Below are 17092 nucleotides of genomic sequence, written 5' to 3'. Positions count from 1 at the left end.
GGAGAAATGAATGAATGGAAGAAGATAACCGTGGTAAGCAGCTAGAAGAAGCCATCATTGAAAATTATAAGCAAGAAGAAGATATGATGATCCTTGTGTTTGCGCAATGGTGTATCAATCACGGGTTGGAGCCAGAGGAACTATATCGTGAAGCGTATCCGCATCAGGATAGCAATGAGCGTCTGCTACGAGTACGCAAGTTGACTGTATCGCGTGAAGAAGCGGGTGATATTCCGCTGGATACGGTATTAGGGGTACTGTCCATGTTCGGAAATGAGGACTTGGCGATGGTCGTATCTGAGGCGGCTGCGGGCCTTCCGTCTGAACGGAAATAGGGCTAGCCAGAATAGAGAATATACTGTTATCATTTATGGCATCATGGACTTAACTATATTTACTTAAGACATTGTTGATGGGGAGGGTAAGCTTACGATGGAAGGTATACCTGTGCCAAGTACCTGTAAAGGCTGTGAAAGAGATATCTCGATATCGGAAGAGCAAATTACCAGAATTCTAACCAACATGAGACCCAAAATGGAATGTGTAAATGATGAAGTGTACGAAGCCAGACTGTTGGCCTGCTCACAATGTGAAGAGTTAATGTCCGGGCATACATGTGGTATCAGCGGAAGTATTGTTCGTGTACGTGCTTTGGCGGCAGCTCAAAATTGTCCCAGTTACCATGGTTCACGCTGGATAGGAACAGCCTAAAAGATACAATGCTCAGGCTCGGCTGAACCTGGATTACGGGTTAGGATAGTCATACCTTGGTCTGCCTTAATGGCAGGCTTTTTGGTTTGATTGGACCTTTTCTTAACGATTGACAAAAAGTAGACAATAAAATATATTAAACACGTGAAATGTTTTTGTTTAATTATTAATATTTATATTAATTCTTACCAAAAGTAATGATGCGTAAAAAAAATGATCGAAAGAAAATCGGTGATATGATTGATATTTAGGCCAAAATGAAAGCGCAAACATTTGTGCGGGTGTTCCAACAATCTTAATATTTTTGGGGAGGGTTTGTTGTGAAGGGTTCTATTGTTGTTAATACCGATTGGAAACAAGGCATTATTAATAAAAACATTTATGGACAATTTGCTGAGCATCTTGGACGTTGCATTTATGAAGGCATATGGGTTGGAGAGGACTCACCGATCCCGAACACAAACGGAATTCGTAATGATGTGGTGGAAGCCCTGAAAAAGCTGAACATTCCTGTGCTGCGCTGGCCGGGAGGCTGTTTTGCCGATGAATATCATTGGAAAGATGGTATCGGGCCAAAAGAAAACCGTAAGAGAATGGTAAATACGCATTGGGGCGGTGTGGTTGAAAATAATCATTTTGGCACACATGAGTTTTTTCAATTGTGCGAACTGTTAGATGCAGAGCCTTATATTTGTGGAAATGTCGGCAGTGGTACAGTTCAGGAAATGTCGGGGTGGGTAGAGTACATGACCTTCGATGGAGAGTCCCCTATGGCTGCATGGCGTCAGGAAAACGGTCGTGAGAAACCATGGAAGCTCAAATATTTTGGAGTGGGTAACGAAAACTGGGGTTGTGGCGGTAACATGCGCCCAGAATATTATGCCGACCTATATCGCCGATATCAGACATATGTCCGTAACTATGGCGAGAACCGCATTTATCGGATTGCAGGTGGGGCGAATGTGGATGATTATCGTTGGACCGAAGTGTTGATGCGTGAAGCTGGGCATCTTATGGACGGTTTGAGCCTGCATAACTATACGATCCCGGGAAACTGGGAAGGGAAACGGCAAGCAGTCGGTTTTGATGAAGCGGAATGGTTCGAGACGATGAAAAAATCATTGCATATGGATGAATTGATTACTCGTCATTCAGCCATTATGGACCAATATGATCCTGACAAAAGGGTCGGACTGATCGTCGATGAATGGGGAACCTGGTTCCTGACTGAACCGGGAACCAATCCAGACTTCCTGTATCAGCAAAATACGATGCGCGATGCACTGGTAGCTGGGCTGCACCTACACATTTTCCATAATCACCATGACCGAATACAGATGACGAATATTGCTCAAATGGTTAATGTATTGCAAGCCATGGTTCTGACTGAAGGCCCTGCTATGCTGTTGACGCCGACATACCATGTATTTGAAATGTTTAAGGTGCATCAGGATGCGCAAGCACTGGCTGTTCATGTAAAGGTAGGCGATTATGAATATGACGGAGATTCCATCCCACAAGTTAGCGTGTCCGCCTCCAAGGCGCAGGACGACAATATTCATATTAGCTTTTGCAACGTCCATCCGGGCGAGTCGGGAAACTTGAATTTGGAGCTAAGAGGACTGGAAGAAATTAAAAAGATCAGCGGTGTTGTCCTTGCCAGCGACGATATGCAGGCACATAATACGTTTGATCAGCCAGAGCGTGTGAAAAAGGAAGTTTTCACATCCTATCAGCTGCAAGGTCAGCATTTGGATGTTACACTGCCACCAATGTCGGTAGTGATGCTGACAATTGCTCCGTAAAAAAAACGGTCGTGGTATGTAAGCAGTATTCACTATTATTGGTTATGAACAAAGAGAGCGTTCAGGTGAACACTCTCTTTGTCCTACAATTGCTCACGGTGAATCACCCTGAATTCTTTGGGCGACATACCGAAGCGGGAACGAAATACACGGTGAAAATACGTGTAATTTGCAAATCCTGACGATTCGGCGGCTTGTTCCAGTGACATGGGACTGAAAATGATTCGTTCTCTCGCCATGTTAAGCCTGATGTCCAGCGTGTACTGCATAATGCTCGTATCGAATGTTTCCTTAAACAGATGTACTGCTCGGGATACGCTGATACCGACGTGTGAAGACACGTCATCCAGTTTGAAGTTAGAAGATGCGTTTTCTTCAATATAATTTTTAATCTGATACGCAAGATAGTTATGATGAGTAGCGATAGGATGATCGGATAGCATACGGTCAAACTCCAAACATAAAATGCGTATGTAATAACTTGATATTTCCGGGTAAGGATTAGAAATACGTCGTTGCTCCATCACAAGCTGACGAAATAGGCCAAGCAGGGCTTCTGTGAGCTGAACCTTAATTCTGTTGGGTCGTTTATGATGGTTCCACCACTCATCTACCCAGGAACCACCGAAAAAAATGTGATAATCTCCACTTTCCACGACCTGCTCTCCCATGGGGTTCAACTCACTATGAATATCCAGTTCATAAGGCTCGGTAGGATTGAATAGCAGTAGGTCACCCGCCTCAATCCGTGTCATTTCCCCGTTAATGCGGGCCTGGCAGCGTCCATCTGTTTGCAAACGGAATAAATAATTTTTGATCCCATCAGGCTGGTTCGAATAAAAGGGCTTTCGATGGAAGGAATAGCCTGCGGTAAGAACCTGACAAGGCTCGACGATAGACATGATGATGACTCCTTTGGGCATATGGCTGTTTCAAATATTGACCAGATTGTTCATGTTTTAATCATATTATTCATTTTAAACGAAACAGAAATAGAATACTATGTGAACTGTAAAGCTTACATGTTAGATGAGAAAGTACATGTTGGAGGCTAAGGAGTGTGACGACGTGGAACAAATGAAGGCCGGGATTATCGGATGCGGTACTATTAGCTCGGTATATCTTGAAAATCTCCAAAATAGCCCACTTATTGAAGTGGTGGCCGTCGCTGATTTACTGGATGAGAGGGCCGATGAATTCAAGATTGAAAACGTATACAAAGCGGATGAATTGCTTCGCCAGCCTGAGATTGAGCTTGTATTTAATCTGACCGTGCCTGGCAGCCATGCACGGTCAGATGTGGCGATACTAGAGGCAGGCAAGCATGTGTACAGTGAAAAGCCTTTGGCGCATTGAAATTCATAGACCATCGTGCCAATGCTGAACTGGCCTACCATGTGTTAGAAGCCATGCATGCTTTTCAGCGCTCATCATTGGAAGGCAATCACATTACGATGGAAAGCACGTTCAAACCGGATGAGGATTTGTATTATGGAACAGATATAATGGAAAATTCATCCTAATTAAAGAGGTGAAGGGGAATGGCTAAAGTAGGATTGCAATTGTACACAGTAAGGGAAGAACTTGAACAGGATTTTGAAGGTACATTGCGCAAGGTAGCGGAGCTTGGCTATAAAGGGGTAGAATTTCATACCTTTTTCGGACGCAATGCCAAGGATGTCAGAGCGCTTTTGGATGAGCTGAATCTGGAAGTTGTCGGAACTCATATACAATATTCTCGTTTGCTGGATCATTTGGATGAGGAGATTGCATACCACAAAGAATTGGGAAATAAATACCTAATCGTTCCTTATTTAACCGAAGAACAGCGACAGTGGGATGAACTTTTTGCTAATTTGGATCGTATTGGTGAAAAAGTGAAAGAACAGGGCTTGATACTGGCTTATCATAATCATGATTTTGAATTGACAGAAAAAATCAATGATCGCCCGGTATTCGATGCTTTATATGATGCGGTTTCCGATGATTTGTTACAGGTCGAAATGGATACTTGTTGGGTATACTATGGGGGCTATGATCCAGTGGAATACATCGGACGTTATAATGGACGCCTGCCTATCATTCACTTAAAGGATATGGCACGTGACGAGCAACAAAAAGCAGTAACTGTAGAGCTTGGCAAAGGCGAAGTGCAGCTTCAGGCCATTACAGACGCCGCTATTCAGGCAGGTGTGGATTGGATCGTCGTAGAACAGGATTTCTGCTCAAACCCTCCAATCGAAAGCATTGAAACCAGCATTAAATGGCTCCAACAATACGCAGCTCAGGGAGGAAATATTCATGTCTAAAACACTCAAAATCGGGATTATTGGTTGTGGAGGGATTGCAAACGGCAAACACTTGCCGAGTCTTGCCAAGCAGAAGCGTGCAGAAATCGTTGCATTCTGTGACATCATTCAGAAGCGCGCTGAAGAGGCAGCAGAAAAGTTTGGAGTTGAAGGCTCGCAAGTTTATAGCGATTACCGTAAGCTGTTAGAAAATAAAGACATTGAAGTCGTACATGTATGTACACCCAACGACTCGCACTCGGAAATTACCGTAGCGGCGCTTGAGGCAGGTAAGCATGTGCTGTGTGAAAAACCGATGGCTAAAACTGCAGAGCAGGCACGGGAAATGCTCGATGCGGCCAACCGTACAGGTAAGAAGCTGTCTATTGCGTATCAAAACCGTTATCGTGATGATAGTTTGTATCTGAAGCAATTGGTCGAACAAGGAGAGCTTGGAGACATTTATCTGGGCAAAGCCATTGCTCTACGCCGTCGCGCGGTTCCAACCTGGGGAGTATTCTTGGATGAAGAGAAGCAGGGCGGTGGCCCCCTTATTGATATTGGCACGCATGCACTCGACCTGACACTCTGGCTGATGGATAATTACAAGCCTAAAAGCGTACTAGGTTCAACCTTCCATAAGCTAGGGGATCGTAAAGATGCAGCAAATGCCTTTGGACCTTGGAATCCTGAGGAATTTAAGGTAGAGGACTCAGCTTTTGGTTTTATTACGATGCAAAATGGAGCTACGATTGTACTAGAGTCCAGCTGGGCATTGAACGTTGTAGAGTTTGGCGAAGCGAAGACGCTGTTATGCGGTACCGAAGGCGGAGCTGATATGCAGGATGGATTGCGCATTAACGGAGAAAAGAACAGCCGCTTGTTTGATACGAAAATAGATCTGGATGCAGGCGGTGTTGCCTTTTACTCTGGAGAAACGGAAAATGAAGCAGACCGCGAAGCCCGTCTGTGGATCGAATCTATTCTGGACGACAAAGAACCTCTTGTGAAGCCGGAACAGGCACTGGTTGTTACTGAAATTTTGGAAGCTATCTATGAATCGGCTCGTACGGGGAAAGCTGTCTATTTTGACTAAGCCGTAATTATCCCGAATAGACCATCATTATAATGAAAGCAGCTTTTTTCACATATGATACAGGGAGGGATTTCTTTTGAAACTTGGAGTATTTATGGTGTTGTTTGGCGGACGTTCGCTGGAGGAGGCGCTGGATTATGTGGCTTCTCAAGGATTGGATGCTGTAGAAATCGGTACAGGCGGCAACCCTGGGGATAAGCATTGTAAGCCGGATGAGTTGCTGGAGAATGATACAGCGCTCAAAAATTTCAAAAAGGCAGTAGAGTCCCGCGGACTAACGATTAGTGCGCTTAGCTGTCACGGCAATCCTCTCCATCCGCAAAAGCATTTGGCCCAGGCTGATCATGATACGTTTCTTAAAACCGTTCGATTGGCAGAAAAGCTGGAAGTTCCAGTTGTGAACACTTTCTCTGGCTGTCCGGGTGATCACGAGGATGCGAAATATCCAAACTGGCCTGTGGCTCCGTGGCCTAATGATTTTCAAGAAGTGTTGAAGTGGCAATGGGAGAATAAAATTATTCCTTACTGGACCGAGACGGGGAAATTTGCAGCAGATCATCATGTTAAAATTGGGCTGGAGCTACACGGGGGATTCTCCGTTCATACACCAGCGACCTTGCTTCGTTTGCGTGAAGCTGCGGGAGAGGTCATTGGTGCTAATCTGGATCCGAGCCATATGTGGTGGCAGGGAATTGACCCAGTGCAGGCGGTTCAAATTTTGGGCCGAGAGGGAGCCATTCACCATTTTCATGCCAAGGATACGACGATTGATCCGATCAATGTAAATAAATATGGACTTACCGATATGCAGGAATATACGAAAATGCTAGATCGTGCTTGGCAGTTCCGAACTGTGGGCTATGGGCATGATGTAAAAACCTGGGCAGATATTATCAGTGCCCTGCGTCTGGTGGGATACGATTATGTAGTGAGTATTGAGCATGAAGATGGTCTGATGTCCGTGGAGGAAGGCTTTACTAAGGCCGTCCACAATCTTCGCCAGGTACTGATTGAAGAACCGCTGAGCGAGATGTGGTGGGTCTAACCTAATAGGGGGAAATGTTGATGATTAACGTCACCATTTGGAATGAATATTTGAACGAAAAGTTGAATGATGAAGCCAAACAGATATATCCTGACGGGATACACAAAGCGTTGGCTGACGGCCTGGCAGGAGAGGGATTTGCCATTCGAACAGCTACTCTGCGAGATGATGCCGAGCATGGTTTGGGAGAAGATATTCTGAATTCCACAGATGTGCTGCTGTGGTGGGGGCATAAAGCCCACGATCAGGTGAGCGATGAAGTTACGGCGCGTGTTGTCAAGCGAGTGCAGGAAGGAATGGGGTTGATCGTGCTGCACTCAGGCCATTTTTCCAAGCCATTCAAAGCCCTAATGGGCACTAGCTGTGACCTGAAATGGAGGGTGGCAGGTGAACAGGAGATTATTTGGTCGGTGAATCCGTCACATCCCATTGCAGAAGGCATAGATGCCAAAATTTTGTTGAAGCAGGAAGAGATGTATGGCGAGTTCTTTGATATTCCTACGCCGGATGAACTGGTATTTGTTAGTAACTTTGAAGGCGGCGAAGTATTTAGAACCGGATGTACCTTCCGCCGAGGTAGTGGTAAGATATTCTATTTCCGCCCAGGTCATGAGACCTATCCGACTTATTACCAGCCTGATATTTTGAAAGTTATCGCCAACAGCATTCGTTGGACTTCTCCGACAAGTATTAACAAACCAATATATGGTAGAAGTGAACCTGTAAGGCCTCTCGGTGGAGTGTTGGTATAATGACAATCATCACATATGGATGAGCTGTATAATGAACAGATTGATAGGCGGAACCTCTTGGGATTCCGCCTTTTTGTATTTAACGATTTAGACATATACCTGCTGTGTTGGTTTGTTGTATAATCAGTTTTGGTCATGGCAACTTTATCGGCGCAGGTATTTAATTTAAGAAGAAAGTGTTTTCTTTCGGGATAAAGTATGCTAAAATGATATATACTAACAAAAGGAAAGCTTTATCAAACCGAAATGCAAAAGAAGGTGAAAAATTTGGAGAGTCAACCGCAATGTGCAAAAATGTGTCCGCGTTTTGAAACCGCCTTTTCATGTTTGGGCAAGCGTTGGAATGGATTAATTATTCAATCCATGATGAGCGGTCCTAAGCGGTTTAAGGATATTTCCAATCTGATTCCCACAATGAGTGACAAAATGTTATCAGAGCGGATGAAAGATTTGGAAAATGAAGGGATTCTTACACGTCATGTATATCCGGAAACTCCTGTCCGCATTGAATACGAGCTAACAACCAAAGGCCGTGCACTTCAGCCGGTTATGGAACAGATTCAATTTTGGGCTGAGGAATGGATTAGATGAGCACCAAACTAAATAAGCGTTTCTCATAGCAAAACAGCCTTTTCCTAGGAAAAAGGCTGTTTTTTTATTTTGTGTATAGGACTACTTATCCATATCACAGAAATGATGTGCATAGGTAGCACGGTTTAATAGCCTTTGACGCGCCCTGCAACTGAGAATAATGCTGCTGTTGCACGGCGGGGCACACGGGTTTGAATATCCAGCGCGGCCGAACGGAATGTACCCAGACAGGAATGGCAAAGTCTTCCTGCATAAATAGGGGAACGGCAGGACTCACAAGGATAATCGAGCTGACTGTATGTGGAGGGAAACTTGCCTGCTCTTACCCAGTCTGTGAGTAATTCTATAGGTGTGCCGGTTACATCACTGAGCTGGCGGGTATGAGTAGAAGGATGCTTCCATAGATAGTTAGAACAGCGGTCTAAGAATATATTTTCTTCCTGAATACAAGTACTACACAGGTTTCTAAGGTTCTGACGAAAAACGGAACCACATTTTGGGCAATTAGAAGTATGTATCTCCATAGAAACCAGTCCTTTGTATCGAAGTGTAGTGAAATTTCAAAATTTATTAGTTACATATTACTATGACCTTATACCTATATCAATCTTTATTTATGGAATCACTGATCTAAGTGTATGTTGAAGTCTGTGTTGACATAACTCTGTTACTTATGTACTATTACTTACATAAAGTTACTTAATGAATAAAATAAATTATTGATGACAAGGGGATATTTATATGATGCCATCTTTATTTTTGGCCCACGGCTCACCGATGCTTGCTATTGAACAGACGGGCTATACTTCATTTTTAGAGCAACTGGGGAAAAGCATTCGTCCTAAAGCGGTTGTTATCTTTACTGCTCATTGGGAAGCGCAAACGTTGACGATCAGTTCGATGGATGACGTGTACGATACCATTTATGATTTTGGTGGTTTCCCACCGGAACTGTACGCGGTGAAATATCCAGCACATGGTTCTGTCGAACTGGCCAATAAGCTGGAAAAATTATATGAACAAAAGGGTATTGACGTACAAACTGATCGGGTGAGGGGACTGGATCATGGATCCTGGACATTGTTGCATCGTATGTATCCTGAGGCAGACATTCCGGTAGTTCAGATCTCTGTAAATCCATATCTCTCGCCCAAAGCACAATATGTCATTGGTGAAGTGCTACGTGGACTGGGAGAACAGGATATTCTGGTCATTGGCAGTGGCGTGACTGTTCATAATCTGCGTATCGTCAAATGGGGGGAAACGAAAACAGAATCTTGGGCTATAGATTTTGATGATTGGATTATTGAAAAAGTGCAAAATAGAGATATAGAGGCTTTGGATCACTATGAAAGTGAAGCACCGTATGCTCGTCAGGCCGTACCAAGAGCAGAGCACTTTGTACCGTTGTTTATTGCGATGGGGAGTGGAAATCCTGCAAACAAAGCCAAGGTCATCCATAGAAGCTATGAGATGGGGAATTTAAGTTATCTATGCTTACAGTTTTAGAAAGTTTGTTGCCAGAAGAAGGACTATTGTTAAAATGCTTCGCTACTGCTCCTGTATAAGTAGGGGAGTGGAAATAAATTAGGGAGTGTTATAAGCTATAATGGCTTATAACACTCCCTTTTACATAAATAACGATTCATTATATCCGGCAAATCTCACGAGGGCACAATTCACAATGACACACGCCTTGCAGCATTTCCAAATCCTTGACAACAATCATGCCGTTATCGTATTCTACTGCATTTTTCTTACGTAGATCACTAAGCATCCGGTTTACGCTTTCCCGAGTCGCACCGATCATATTAGATAAGTCAGTATGAGTAATTTTCTTATGAATCAGGATATGTTCGCCGTGAGGCTCACCATAGGTATTGCATAGACGGATGAGTGTTGAACATAAAGCACCTGGCTTGCCGTACATCATCAAATCGCGGAACTTAGTCTGAGTAATACGGTGATGCGAACCCATCCATTTCATAAAGTCAATCGCAAAATCACAATGCTGGCAAATAAGCAGTTCCAAATCTGTATGATCGATTACGCCAATATCACTATCTTCCAGAACCTCAGCAGAAAAGGAATGCTTAGTACCGAAAAATGGATCAGCTTGACCAACAAGATCGCCGCTTTGATACATATATAGAATAAGTTCCTTACCTTCATCCGTTGTTTTGGTTACTTTCACGCGTCCGCGCTTAATATAAAACAGCTTATCCGCTGTATCTCCTTCCCAGAACAGATGCGAGCTTTCAGGCATAACTCGATCTTTCATCATCACTTGCAACCGGTTGAAGCTGGCCTCCGAGAAGCAACAGGTGTTGCCGCGGGCTTCCATTACATTTGTAGGGTTTCTCATCGTCCATTTCCCCTTTGTATCCTATGTTTTTTATCTGCAACTTGATCAATTCAAATTCATTATATACCTGCGCAATGCGTTTTTGGGGCAAGAAGAGGGGGTAAAAGTGGCAGAATTCCAAACTTTGTGATTTAATTCACTTCATAAAATAAAATTTTAAATAGATTGTGAAAAAAATCACAATATATCTTAGAAAGCTGTGTTACGATCAGTGCGTGAACAAGAGATAGTACACGAGATAACAGGAGGATGAGGGAAATGGCTGTTAAAAACGAGGTTATCCAAAAAGAGCAAAGCGCAGAGCAGTATATTCAAACGCTGATTGACCGGGGGAACCGGGCACAGCAAGCTTTCATGAGTATGAATCAGGAACAGATTGACGAAATCGTACAAGCTATGGCACTCGCAGGGATGGATAAACACATGTACCTGGCGAAGATGGCTGTTGAAGAAACAGGACGCGGTGTGTACGAGGACAAAATCACCAAAAACATGTTTGCAACAGAATATGTCTATCATAGTATCAAAAATGAAAAAACCGTCGGTGTCATTGAGGACAATGATTTTGACAGTTTTCAAAAGATAGCAGAGCCAGTCGGCATTATCATGGGGATCACTCCAGTGACAAACCCGACTTCGACTACGATGTTCAAAGCGCTGATTGCCATTAAAACACGTAACCCAATCATTTTCGGTTTCCATCCATCTGCTCAATCGTGTAGTGCGGAAGCAGCCCGCGTCTTGCTCGAAGCAGCTGTTAAACATGGTGCTCCAGCTGATTGTATTCAATGGATTGAAGCGCCTTCGATGGATAAGACCAATGTACTGATGAACCACCCTGATGTGGCGCTGATTTTGGCAACTGGTGGATCAGGCATGGTTAAGGCGGCATATAGCTGCGGTAAACCTGCTCTGGGTGTAGGCCCAGGTAACGTGCCTTGCTTTATTGAAAAAACAGCAGACATCAAGCAGGCTGTGAACGATCTCATCCTCTCTAAATCTTTCGACAACGGTATGATTTGTGCTTCCGAGCAAGCGGTTATTATCGAAGAGCCAATCTTCGAACAAGTGAAAAAATTGATGATCGCTAACGGTTGCTATTTTGTAAATAAAGAAGAAGCAGCTAAGCTCACTCAAGGAGCTATGAATGTCGAGAAATGTGCAGTGAACCCAGCAATCGTGGGGCAGTCTGCTGTGAAAATTGCTGAAATGAGTGGTATCACAGTACCAGCAGGAACTAAAATTTTGGTCGCTGAGATTGAAGGGGTAGGAACAAAATTCCCATTGTCTGCGGAAAAATTGAGTCCTGTATTGGCTTGCTATAAAGTAAAAAATGCGGAACAAGGTATTCAACGCGCTGCTGAAGTCGTGGAATTCGGGGGCATGGGCCACTCGTCCGCTATTCATTCGAACGATGAGGACGTTATCGCTCGCTTCGCAAACCGTCTGCAAACAGGACGTATCATTGTAAATGCACCTTCCACACATGGTGCGATTGGTGACATTTACAACACCAACCTTCCTTCGTTGACACTCGGTTGCGGTTCGTACGGTCGTAACTCGACTTCGTCGAACGTATCGGCAGTCAATCTGATTAATGTGAAAAGGGTGGCGAAACGGACGGTGAATATGCAATGGTTCAAAGTACCTTCCAAAATCTATTTTGAGAAAAACTCGACACAGTATCTTGCTAAAATGCCTGATATCACACGCGTAGCCATTATCACGGACCCTATGATGGTACAACTGGGATATGTAGATCGTGTTATTCATTATCTGCATCAACGCCAAACACCAGTAGCTATCGAAGTGTTCTCTGAAGTAGAGCCAGATCCATCGACAGTTACGGTAGAACGTGGTACTGAAATGATGAGACGTTTCCAACCGGATTGCATCATCGCACTGGGCGGCGGTTCGCCAATGGATGCGGCTAAAGGCATGTGGATGTTCTATGAATATCCAGATACTGATTTCAATAACTTAAAACAAAAATTCATGGATATCCGTAAACGGATTTACAAGTACCCACGTTTGGGTCAAAAAGCACAATTTGTAGCTATCCCTACAACCTCGGGTACAGGTTCCGAAGTTACATCGTTCGCAGTAATTACGGACAAAAACCTGGGCGACACGAAGTACCCACTGGCTGACTATGAGTTGACTCCTGATGTGGCAATTATTGACCCAGTGTTTGTATATTCGCTACCTAAAACAGCTGTAGCGGACACAGGTATGGATGTTCTGACACATGCTATCGAGGCTTACGTGTCCGTAATGGCTAATGACTACACAGATGGTCTGGCAATTAAAGCCATTCAATTGGTATTCCAATACCTAGAACAATCGGCTCTGACTGGTGATAAGCTGGCTCGTGAAAAAATGCATAATGCTTCTACACTTGCTGGTATGGCATTTGCTAATGCATTCTTGGGCATTAACCACAGTCTTGCACATAAATGGGGTGGACAATACCATACAGCGCATGGCCGCACGAATGCCATTTTATTGCCGCACGTCATTCGCTATAATGCGAAAAAACCGACAAAATTTGCTTCGTTCCCTAAATATTCGCACTTTGTTGCGGATGAGCGTTATGCAGAAATCGCGCGCATACTGGGACTGCCTGCACGCACCACCGAAGAAGGGGTTAACAGCTTGATCGAAGCGATCCGTAAAATGAACAAAACACTTGGTATCGAGGAATCGTTCCAACAAATCGGTTTCGATGCGAAGGATTTCGAATCACGTGTAGACTATCTGGCTGACCGCGCATTTGAAGATCAATGTACAACTGCGAATCCGAAGTTGCCACTGGTTACTGAGTTGGCTGATGTCTATCGCAATGCCTTCTACGGACGTTTTGACCAATAATATAATAGGTACGAAGAGGCTTGTGAAAAAGCATTTTCTCGTTCAGTACCGATGCAGGCTCTCTATATAGAGGGCCTGTTGGTTTGGGAAGGGAGGTGAACGGCAAGGCTAAGGATATAGGCGTGAAGCTAGGGAAAATAAAGTGATAAAAATCACTCATATTGTGATTTTTGTCACATACTACACTCTATCATTATTCTACAATAAGGGTGTAAGAAAGGTCCCGACACTGAGCGTAAGGCATCGGTGAAAAGGCCGGGCTCAAGAAATAGCTTTATCGTGAAAAAAATCACAAGTCCGGAAGACCAAACAATTTGGAGGGATTTACATGTCGGTGATTGAGAGAGAATTACAAGAGCAACAATCTGGCTGGAGAGGTTTTAAAAAAGGCAAATGGACTAAAGAAGTCAACGTCAACGATTTTATTGAAACTAATATCTTACCTTATGTTGGCAATGAAGAATTTTTGGTTGGTCCTACCGCCAACACAACTGCATTGTGGGATATTGTATCCGATCTTACTAAAAAAGAGTTGGCAAACGGCGGCGTGCTTGATGTAGACGTGAATACGCCATCCACTATTATTTCACATAAACCGGGTTATCTAGACCGGGATAAAGAGCAAATTGTCGGTGTACAAACAGATGCTCCATTCAAACGCTCTTTGCAGCCGTTTGGTGGAATTCGGATGATGATCGACGCTTGTAAAGCCTATGGTTTTGAAGTACCAGAAAGTATTATTGATATCTTCACTCATATTCGTAAAACTCACAACCAAGGTGTATTTGACGCTTATACAGATGAAATGAGAGCAGCCCGTAAAGCTGGTATCATTACTGGTCTGCCAGATGCATACGGTCGTGGTCGTATTATCGGTGACTATCGTCGTGTAGCTTTGTATGGTGTAGCCTTCTTGATCCAAGATAAAAAGCTGCAACTGAAAAGCCTTGAAGTTGATTCCATGGAAGAAGACGTAATTCGTCTTCGTGAGGAAATTTCCGAACAAATTCGTGCTTTGAATGAACTGAAACAAATGGCTGCTGAGCACGGTTTTGATATTTCCAAACCTGCTAACAATGCGAAAGAAGCTTTCCAATGGGTATATTTTGGATATCTTGCAGCAATCAAAGAACAAAATGGTGCAGCAATGTCCTTAGGACGTGTATCTTCCTTCCTTGATATTTACTCTCAACGTGATATGGAAGAGGGTACAATGACAGAAGAACAAGCTCAAGAACTGGTCGATCATTTTGTTATGAAATTGCGTATTGTTAAGTTCTTGCGCACACCTGACTATAATGAACTGTTCAGTGGAGATCCAACTTGGGTTACTGAGTCCATTGGTGGTATGTCCGTAACTGGAGAAACTCGGGTAACTAAAAACAGCTTCCGTTTCCTGCACACCCTCTACAATCTGGGACCTGCACCGGAGCCGAACCTGACTGTACTGTGGTCGGAAAAATTGCCTGAAGGCTTCAAAAAGTATTGTGCGAAAGTTTCTATTGAAACTAGCTCCATTCAGTACGAAAATGACGATCTGATGCGTCCAATTTATGGAGACGATTATGGTATTGCTTGTTGTGTATCGGCAATGAAAATCGGTAAGCAAATGCAATTCTTTGGTGCTCGTGCCAACTTGGCTAAAGCTCTGCTGTATGCAATTAACGGTGGTAAAGATGAAAAATCTGGCGTTCAAGTAGGGCCTGAATTCCCAGCCATTACAGGTGAAGTTCTGGATTATGAAGAAGTGTTGAGCCGCTTCAAACCTATGATGGAATGGTTGGCAAAACTGTACATGAACACTTTGAATGTTATTCACTACATGCATGATAAATATAGCTACGAACGCATTGAAATGGCGTTGCATGATCGTGATATTCTCCGTACCATGGCTTGTGGTATTGCGGGTCTGTCAGTTGCTACCGACTCCTTGAGTGCCATTAAATTTGCAAAAGTTAAACCAATCCGTAACGAAAAAGGGATTGCCGTTGACTTTGAAATCGAAGGCGAATATCCTTGCTATGGTAACAACGATGACCGTGTAGATAACATCGCTGTGGAACTGGTAGAAAGCTTCATGAGCATGATTCGCAAGCATAAAGCTTATCGTAATGCGGTTCCTACTCAATCTGTACTGACTATTACTTCCAACGTGGTGTACGGTAAGAAAACAGGTACAACACCAGATGGACGTAAAGCAGGCGAACCGTTTGCACCAGGGGCAAACCCAATGCACGGCCGTGATAAAAAAGGTGCTTTGGCATCTCTGAGTTCCGTAGCCAAATTGCCTTATGAACACAGTCTGGATGGTATCTCGAACACCTTCTCCATCGTGCCTAAAGCACTGGGTAAAGAAGAAGAAACACGCAAAACAAACCTTGTTTCGATGATGGATGGCTACTTTGGAAGCCACGCACATCATCTGAATGTCAATGTGTTTGCTCGCGAACAACTGTTGGATGCAATGGAGCACCCAGAAAACTATCCACAGCTTACGATTCGTGTTTCCGGTTATGCCGTTAACTTTATCAAGCTGACTCGTGAACAACAATTGGACGTTATTAACCGTACTTTCCACGGTACAATGTAAATAAGTATTACAATGACGCACGCATAGCGGATGCGGGAAGGATGATGCAACATGTTGAAAGGTCACATACACTCATTGGAAACCTTCGGGACCGTCGATGGTCCCGGCATCCGCTTCGTGCTCTTTATGCAAGGATGCTTGTTGAAATGTCAATATTGCCATAACCCGGACACTTGGGCCTTGAATGAAGGTAATCCGATGACGTTGGAGGAGGTATTGGCTGAGATTGAGCCGTATTTAGCCTATTACCGTTCTTCCGGAGGCGGATTGACCGTATCCGGTGGAGAACCGACGCTGCAAGCTCATTTTGTCGCAGAGCTGTTCAAAGAAGTAAAACGTCGGTGGAATTTGCACACGACACTGGACAGTAACGGATTTAATGACGCGGGCCGTATCCATGAACTGCTGGACGTAACAGACTTGGTGCTACTGGATATTAAGCATATTGACAATGACAAGCATATTAAGCTTACAGGCAAGTCTAACGACCGTATGCTAAGTACGGCTCGCTGGTTGTCTGAGCAAGGGCGCAAAATGTGGATTAGACACGTATTTGTACCGGGTATTCATGATGACGAGCAAGATTTATTGAATTTGGGACGGTTTATCGGAACGTTGAACGGAGTCGAGAAATTCGAAATTTTACCTTACCATCAAATGGGTGTTTACAAATGGGAAATGCTTGGTAAGGAGTATCCGTTGGAGGGAGTTCCATCTCCTACAGATGAAGAAGTTCAACGTGCTTACCGACTCATTGAAGAGGGTCGTCTGGAGACTGCTGGAAAAAATGCTGTCTGTCGTCCATCATAATGTAAATGGCTCAAAAGCTATTTCCTAGTAATGAAGCCGCCGCCACATCAGGTCAGATGGGCGGCGGTTTTTTGTTGTTGAATTTTTTGCAGTCACAGGAGAAAGTTCCCTTTTTTTCATGATCAGCAAAATTTCCAGAAACTTTTTAACAACTGACGCGTCTAATAG

General features: G+C 43.8%; 15 protein-coding genes and 1 pseudogene. 14 read left to right on the top strand and 2 right to left on the bottom strand.

What is annotated here, in order from left to right; all coding sequences use genetic code 11:
* Positions 1 to 14 precede the first annotated feature (14 nt).
* From NLX78_RS06850 to NLX78_RS06840, 3 genes are all read left to right on the top strand, one after another.
* Positions 15 to 335, top strand: a complete 321-nt coding sequence (locus NLX78_RS06850; RefSeq protein WP_254349975.1) for a hypothetical protein — start codon at positions 15 to 17, stop codon at positions 333 to 335.
* Positions 336 to 432: 97 nt separating this feature from the next.
* Positions 433 to 711, top strand: coding sequence for a DUF6171 family protein (locus NLX78_RS06845; RefSeq protein WP_254349974.1), 279 nt, complete (start codon positions 433 to 435; stop codon positions 709 to 711).
* 320 nt (positions 712 to 1031) lie between these two features.
* Entirely contained in the window at positions 1032 to 2516 is a 1485-nt protein-coding gene (locus tag NLX78_RS06840) for an alpha-N-arabinofuranosidase (RefSeq protein WP_254349973.1), read from the top strand.
* 83 nt (positions 2517 to 2599) lie between these two features.
* On the opposite strand, the gene NLX78_RS06835 is transcribed toward NLX78_RS06840, so the two are convergent.
* Positions 2600 to 3418 carry an AraC family transcriptional regulator gene (locus NLX78_RS06835; protein ID WP_061829048.1) on the bottom strand — a complete coding sequence of 273 codons (819 nt, stop codon included), beginning with the start codon at positions 3416 to 3418 and terminating at the stop codon, positions 2600 to 2602.
* A gap of 166 nt (positions 3419 to 3584) precedes the next feature.
* Here NLX78_RS06835 and NLX78_RS06830 point away from each other — a divergent pair.
* The 8 genes and pseudogenes from NLX78_RS06830 to NLX78_RS06795 all read left to right on the top strand — a co-directional run.
* Positions 3585 to 3866: pseudogene (locus tag NLX78_RS06830) on the top strand (Gfo/Idh/MocA family protein); the annotation flags it as partial.
* A gap of 2 nt (positions 3867 to 3868) precedes the next feature.
* Entirely contained in the window at positions 3869 to 4039 is a 171-nt protein-coding gene (locus NLX78_RS06825; RefSeq protein ID WP_254349972.1) for a hypothetical protein, read from the top strand.
* A gap of 18 nt (positions 4040 to 4057) precedes the next feature.
* Entirely contained in the window at positions 4058 to 4825 is a 768-nt protein-coding gene (locus tag NLX78_RS06820; RefSeq protein ID WP_235309528.1) for a sugar phosphate isomerase/epimerase family protein, read from the top strand.
* Positions 4818 to 5900, top strand: coding sequence for a Gfo/Idh/MocA family protein (locus NLX78_RS06815; RefSeq protein ID WP_254349971.1), 1083 nt, complete (start codon positions 4818 to 4820; stop codon positions 5898 to 5900). Before NLX78_RS06820 ends, NLX78_RS06815 begins: the two co-directional genes overlap by 8 nt.
* A 76-nt stretch (positions 5901 to 5976) precedes the next feature.
* Positions 5977 to 6945: a sugar phosphate isomerase/epimerase family protein gene (locus tag NLX78_RS06810; protein ID WP_061829051.1), complete on the top strand. Its 969-nt coding sequence runs from the start codon at positions 5977 to 5979 to the stop codon at positions 6943 to 6945.
* Between the two features lie 20 nt (positions 6946 to 6965).
* Entirely contained in the window at positions 6966 to 7697 is a 732-nt protein-coding gene (locus tag NLX78_RS06805) for a ThuA domain-containing protein (RefSeq protein WP_254349970.1), read from the top strand.
* A 246-nt stretch (positions 7698 to 7943) separates the two neighbouring features.
* On the top strand, positions 7944 to 8288 hold the full coding sequence (locus NLX78_RS06800; protein WP_071641521.1) for a winged helix-turn-helix transcriptional regulator: 345 nt from the start codon (positions 7944 to 7946) through the stop codon (positions 8286 to 8288).
* A gap of 741 nt (positions 8289 to 9029) precedes the next feature.
* The gene (locus tag NLX78_RS06795; RefSeq protein WP_254349969.1) at positions 9030 to 9797 is read left to right on the top strand and encodes a DODA-type extradiol aromatic ring-opening family dioxygenase; all 768 of its coding nucleotides are present in this window, start codon (positions 9030 to 9032) and stop codon (positions 9795 to 9797) included.
* 139 nt (positions 9798 to 9936) lie between these two features.
* On the opposite strand, the gene NLX78_RS06790 is transcribed toward NLX78_RS06795, so the two are convergent.
* Positions 9937 to 10653, bottom strand: a complete 717-nt coding sequence (locus NLX78_RS06790; protein ID WP_013310849.1) for a Crp/Fnr family transcriptional regulator — start codon at positions 10651 to 10653, stop codon at positions 9937 to 9939.
* 258 nt (positions 10654 to 10911) lie between these two features.
* On the opposite strand from NLX78_RS06790, the gene adhE reads away from it, so the two are divergent.
* The 3 genes from adhE (at position 10912) to pflA (ending at position 16924) form a co-directional block, all read left to right on the top strand.
* Positions 10912 to 13524, top strand: coding sequence for a bifunctional acetaldehyde-CoA/alcohol dehydrogenase (gene adhE / locus NLX78_RS06785; protein WP_061829054.1), 2613 nt, complete (start codon positions 10912 to 10914; stop codon positions 13522 to 13524).
* Between the two features lie 328 nt (positions 13525 to 13852).
* A complete protein-coding gene (gene pflB, locus NLX78_RS06780) occupies positions 13853 to 16114 on the top strand; it encodes a formate C-acetyltransferase (RefSeq protein ID WP_061829055.1) in 2262 nt (753 codons plus the stop codon).
* A gap of 51 nt (positions 16115 to 16165) precedes the next feature.
* The gene (gene pflA / locus NLX78_RS06775; protein ID WP_013310845.1) at positions 16166 to 16924 is read left to right on the top strand and encodes a pyruvate formate-lyase-activating protein; all 759 of its coding nucleotides are present in this window, start codon (positions 16166 to 16168) and stop codon (positions 16922 to 16924) included.
* Positions 16925 to 17092 lie beyond the last annotated feature (168 nt).

The organism is Paenibacillus sp. Lou8.1, assembly GCF_024213565.1.
Taxonomy (GTDB): domain Bacteria; phylum Bacillota; class Bacilli; order Paenibacillales; family Paenibacillaceae; genus Paenibacillus; species Paenibacillus polymyxa_B.
The sequence above is the reverse complement of the archived record's forward strand: the minus strand, read 5'-3'. Positions and strand labels throughout refer to the sequence as shown.